Raw genomic sequence first — 4,701 nt, 5'->3', positions numbered from 1 at the left:
AACGGTTCATGCGTGTGTAGACCGTATGCCAGTTGCCAAAGCGCTTGGGTAGGCCGCGCCATTTGCAGCCATGCTCGGCAACGTAAAGGATGGCGTTGACCACTTGCAGGTTGGTCATGCTGACATTGCCGCGCTGCGCCGGCAGGCAGTGTTCGATCAGAGAAAATTGTGCTGGCGTGATCTCCATGCCCAATAGTTTAATCGCTCGGGCCATTAGTGTTAACAGGCCCTAGCCAACTTCGGAAAGGTGCTGGGCATACGAAATCAGGTGCTAGGCACCACCGCTGAGTTCCGCCACCTCAATCAGTGGTTAACTGTAACCTCTGGTAGCCTGCTAGACCTTATGGAAATGTCTGAGGAAGCATATCGGGCAGCTCGATTCGTACCACGGACCGCCGACACCCGTCTTGCAATCTTCCCTATCCTAGACGAAGGGCGCCGCATCATCCGCGGACGCCTACCGGGTCACAACCTTCTGCGTTATTTGATGCTGCGACTCCGCAACTCGGTGATCCGTGCACAGTACTCGACCGAACCGTGCTCGCGGCTATCCAACTTGAACGTAGAGTTCGGCTGTATTCCCTTTGAGACCATGCCTCTTTGCACATCTCTTCGCGATCACAACCCTCGGTTCTCGGATCTTGTCGACGCGTTGGAGATCGCCGATCGACGGCACGAAATGCTTGCGCGCAGACTACACATCAACGTCGAACAGCACGGTATGCTCTACACGCCAGCCGAGGATCTGAGTTCCTTCGGAGACACAACGGAACTGATCGCCAATTTTAATTCCAAGCTTTATTACAAACATACGCACCGGCTTCTCGAAAAAGACAAGAACCACATCTTCATCCGCGGTTATGAAGATGAAACAGCGTCTATTGTTGAAGAATTGCAGAGAATCGCGATCGAGGGAATAGCGGGCTACAGTCTGGCGGTTAAGAAGTGGTTGCAGCAAGCACCTCCGCAAGTCGACGACCCGGTCAAGAAGGACGCACTCGAGCGCTTGTTTGCCGACTCAAAAGTTGCCTTGGTCTATGGCGCCGCTGGCACCGGGAAATCGACCATGGTTGACCACATTGCCAACTATTTTAACGAAAAAACCAAGCTATTCCTGGCTCATACCAACCCCGCCATTGACAACCTCAAGCGCAAAGTGCGCGCTCAGCATGCGACGTTCCGAACGATCAGCCAACACATTTATCGGAACCGCTCAGATCCCGAATACGATCTACTGGTTGTCGACGAGTGCAGCACAGTTAGCAACGCTGATCTGTTAAAGGTGCTCAGGAAGACCTCTTTCAAGCTGCTTGTACTAGTTGGCGACGTGTATCAAATCGAGTCGATTCAATTCGGAAACTGGTTTTCCATCATCCGCTCGTTTCTGCCCCGGAGCGCTATTTTCGAACTCACCACGCCGTTCCGAACGAAGAGCCAGGCTCTTTTGCGACTATGGGACAAGGTTCGAAATATTGAGGACGACATTGACGAGGTAATAGCGAAGAACGGCTACTCAACCGTTCTTGACAAGAGGCTGTTCGAGCGCGCGGGCAATGATGAGATCATCTTGTGCCTGAACTACGACGGGCTGTATGGAATCAATAATGTCAATCGCTTCCTACAGGGCGCCAACCCCAATCCTGGTGTGATATGGCGCGAAGCTACATATAAAGTGGGAGATCCAATTCTTTTCAATGAGTCCGAGCGATTTCGCCCAATCCTCTACAACAATCTCAAGGGGCGCATTGTGGAAATACAACAGGGACTAGAGTCACTACGCTTTGACGTACAGATCGAGCGTCCGCTCGATGCCTTCGACGTGGCGGGGACCGAGCTGGAATGGGTAGCCGATTCTACCGTGCGGTTTTTTGTGACAGACTGCGACACCAGCGACGATGATGACGATGAGCCGAACAACGTAGTGCCCTTTCAAGTCACCTATGCGGTCTCCATACACAAAGCCCAAGGGCTAGAATACGACTCGGTGAAGGTCGTGGTGACCGACACCAACGAAGAAAACTTGACTCACAGCATTTTCTACACGGCCATCACCCGAGCACGACAGCATCTGCGAATCTTCTGGACGCCGGAAACCCAACGCAAGGTGCTCCAGAACCTGCAGCGCACGGTTAATCCTAAAGATGTTGCCCTTCTTGCAGCTCGACGGAGTTTTACACCTATCCGCTAGATTGCCACTGTCCATACTTTCAGTATCCGCAGCCTCTCTCCAGTGAGGCCTGACAGCAGGCGAAGTACGGACCGTGTTGCTTTGGACAATTCCAACCTCTACTCGAGATCAGTCATCGGCCCCGACACCACTGCCCCAACTATCTCATCTCGCACTACCCAAACTAACTCCTCAGTGAGTAAGGATAAGTCGATCTAGGGAAGCTCTGAACAACACACCACAGATACGCGACACTACCCGCCTCATGTGGAGGATTCATCCATGCACTGACGTTCGGTGACGCTGAGGGCCTGGGCAAGCGCAAGCAGACCCGCCGCGAAATTTTTCTGGCCGAGATGGAGCAGGTGGTTCCGTGGCAGCAACTGCTCGGGCTGTCACGCCACACTATCCGGCGTATGGGCGGCCAGGTCGGCAGCCATACGCTCTGGCGACGATGTTGCGGATTCATTTGCTGCAGCAGTGGTATGCGTTGAGCGATTCGGCGATGGAAGAGGCGCTGCAGAGATACCGACATTGCGGCGTTTTGCCCAGCTCGGCGGCTTGGACGACGTTCCCGACGAGACCACGCCTCCCCCCTGCTTTCGACACTTGCTGGAGACCCATGGTCTTGCCGCACGGATGCTGGAAACGGTCAACGCGTATCTGGCTCGCAAGGGCTAGAGCCTGCGGGCCGGCACGATTGTCGATGCGACGCTGACCGCCGCGCCCGGCTCGACCAAGAACGCCGATCACGCGCGCAACCCTGAGATGTATCAGACCAGAAAAGGCAATCAGTGGTATTTCAGGATGAAGGCGTACATCGGCGTGGATGAGTTTTCCGGGCTGGTGCACGATGTCCATTGCACAGCGGCCAATGTCGCCGATGTTCCGGTGACGCACACCTTGCTACATGGCAAAGACGAAAGCGTGTTCGGCGACAGCGACTACACCGGCGCGGGCAAACGCAACGAACTACTGGACTGCGAAGCTGCATTCTTCATTACCGCCAGCCCTCCACGATCCAAGGCATCGGCAACAAACGCAAGCGTACTCGGGAACAGCACTGGGAACACTTCAAGGCCAACGTGCGCGCGAAATGAGCATCCATTCCGGGTGATCAAGCGCCAGCTCGGCTACACCAAGGTCCGCTATCGTGGGCTGGCCAAGAGCACAGCACAAGTGCCGACCTTGATTGCGCTGTCAAACCTGTGGATGAAGCGAAGGCAGTTACTGCACGCTATGGGGAGCATGCGCCTGTAAACCGGGCAATTCCACGGAATGCGCCAGAAATGGCGAAATTCCGAAGATCCAAAGGCCATTCTTCGGAACCATGCGACATCCCGCCCTCTCAGGCCTCGTTGTTCAGACCTTCCCTAGGAATCCTACTTCCGTAAAATGCCGCCATACTATGGGCGCCAAACAGACACGAGGGAATGTGCGATGTCACGCTGGACCGATCAGTACATTAACCATCCCTTCCACGGATCCTGGCAATCGCTTACAAGTACCGTGGCTAGCGCTAGTCTTCCCGACGGTGCGCCGCTGGACGACGCTGAAGAGCTTGCCCGAATAGTGAAGGTTGTCGCGCAACTGGACTCCACGTTGGCAGCAATCGACCCAGAACTCGGGAACCTCGAAGTGCTTGGCAGCATGCAGGCTTCCGCGCAAGCGGCGCTGGGAGAGGTGCAGACATTTCTCAGTAGCGGCAATGTAGGCCACCTCCGCAACGCTAATGCACAGATCGACGCGCTTGCCAACTATGTCCAGCGATATGCGTCAACGGTGCCTTCTGCTAGCGCACCAGCTGTTGTCGCTGCAGCAGCGTCGCTTGGTAAGTATGTGACGGAGTGGCACCGCAACGCTTCTACCCAGCTCGAAGAGCTAAATAAGGTAGTCGAGAAGGTCGACACTCGTTCCGTGGAGGCGAACCTCGCTATAGATAAGCTCATCGAGCGCATGACTATTCTCGAAAGCCAGTTCCAAAACCAAATGTCGAGCTTCACGCAAACGTTCACTCAGAGCGAAGCGTCGCGCGCTGAACGTTACGACCAATGGCAGGGAACACAGCATGCCAAAGCAGATGACACATTTTCCGACCTCGCGAGAAAGTACACCGCGGGGCTCGCTGTTCTGACCAACTATGAAGAGCAGGCAGGCAAGGTGCTTGGGTCAGTCGTCAACACGGCGCAAGCTGGTGCATACGCCACGTATGCCAACGAAGAGAAGACTAGCGCCAACACCTACCGACGACTCGCGATCAGTCTGATGGCTGTAGCAGCATTAGTACTTTTTCTGCCTGAACTCTGGCATGTCGGCCAAGTGGTAGGTGGTTACACCGTTGATTGGCAAAAGGCGCTATATCGCTTGCCCTTTTCACTTGTGCTGTTTGCGCCAGCAGTCTATTTAGGGAAGCTCTGAACAACGCACCACAGATACGCGACACTACCCGCCTCATCATGTAGAGGATCATCTATGCAGCTGACGTTCGGTGACGCTGAGGGCCTGGGCAAGCGCAAGCAGACCCGGCGCGAGAT

The 4,701-nt window shown here is 55.0% G+C and carries 3 protein-coding genes and 1 pseudogene; 3 read left to right on the top strand and 1 reads right to left on the bottom strand.

From position 1 onward, the window contains the following. Window positions 1-187 (bottom strand): transposase (locus F7R02_RS24305; RefSeq protein WP_151210039.1); only part of this gene is annotated, 187 nt, incomplete at its 3' end. An 81-nt stretch (window positions 188-268) separates the two neighbouring features. Here F7R02_RS24305 and F7R02_RS24300 point away from each other — a divergent pair. The 3 genes and pseudogenes from F7R02_RS24300 (at window position 269) to F7R02_RS24290 (ending at window position 4,585) form a co-directional block, all read left to right on the top strand. After that, complete coding sequence (locus F7R02_RS24300; RefSeq protein WP_151210265.1) at window positions 269-2,188, top strand: ATP-dependent DNA helicase; 1,920 nt, start codon at window positions 269-271, stop codon at window positions 2,186-2,188. A gap of 257 nt (window positions 2,189-2,445) precedes the next feature. After that, a pseudogene (locus F7R02_RS24295) lies at window positions 2,446-3,427 on the top strand (IS5 family transposase). Window positions 3,428-3,607: 180 nt separating this feature from the next. After that, a complete protein-coding gene (locus F7R02_RS24290) occupies window positions 3,608-4,585 on the top strand; it encodes a hypothetical protein (RefSeq protein ID WP_151210263.1) in 978 nt (325 codons plus the stop codon). Window positions 4,586-4,701: the final 116 nt, after the last annotated feature.

This window comes from Xanthomonas cissicola (assembly GCF_008801575.1).
GTDB classification, from domain to species: Bacteria; Pseudomonadota; Gammaproteobacteria; order Xanthomonadales; family Xanthomonadaceae; genus Xanthomonas; species Xanthomonas cissicola.
Note: the sequence above shows the minus strand (reverse complement) of the source record. Positions and strands in the feature narration are given on the sequence as shown.

Coding starts and splice junctions, on each gene's coding strand:
- F7R02_RS24290 (WP_151210263.1), top strand. CDS start 3,608: ATGTCACGCTGGACCGATCAGTACATTAACCATCCCTTCCACGGATCC.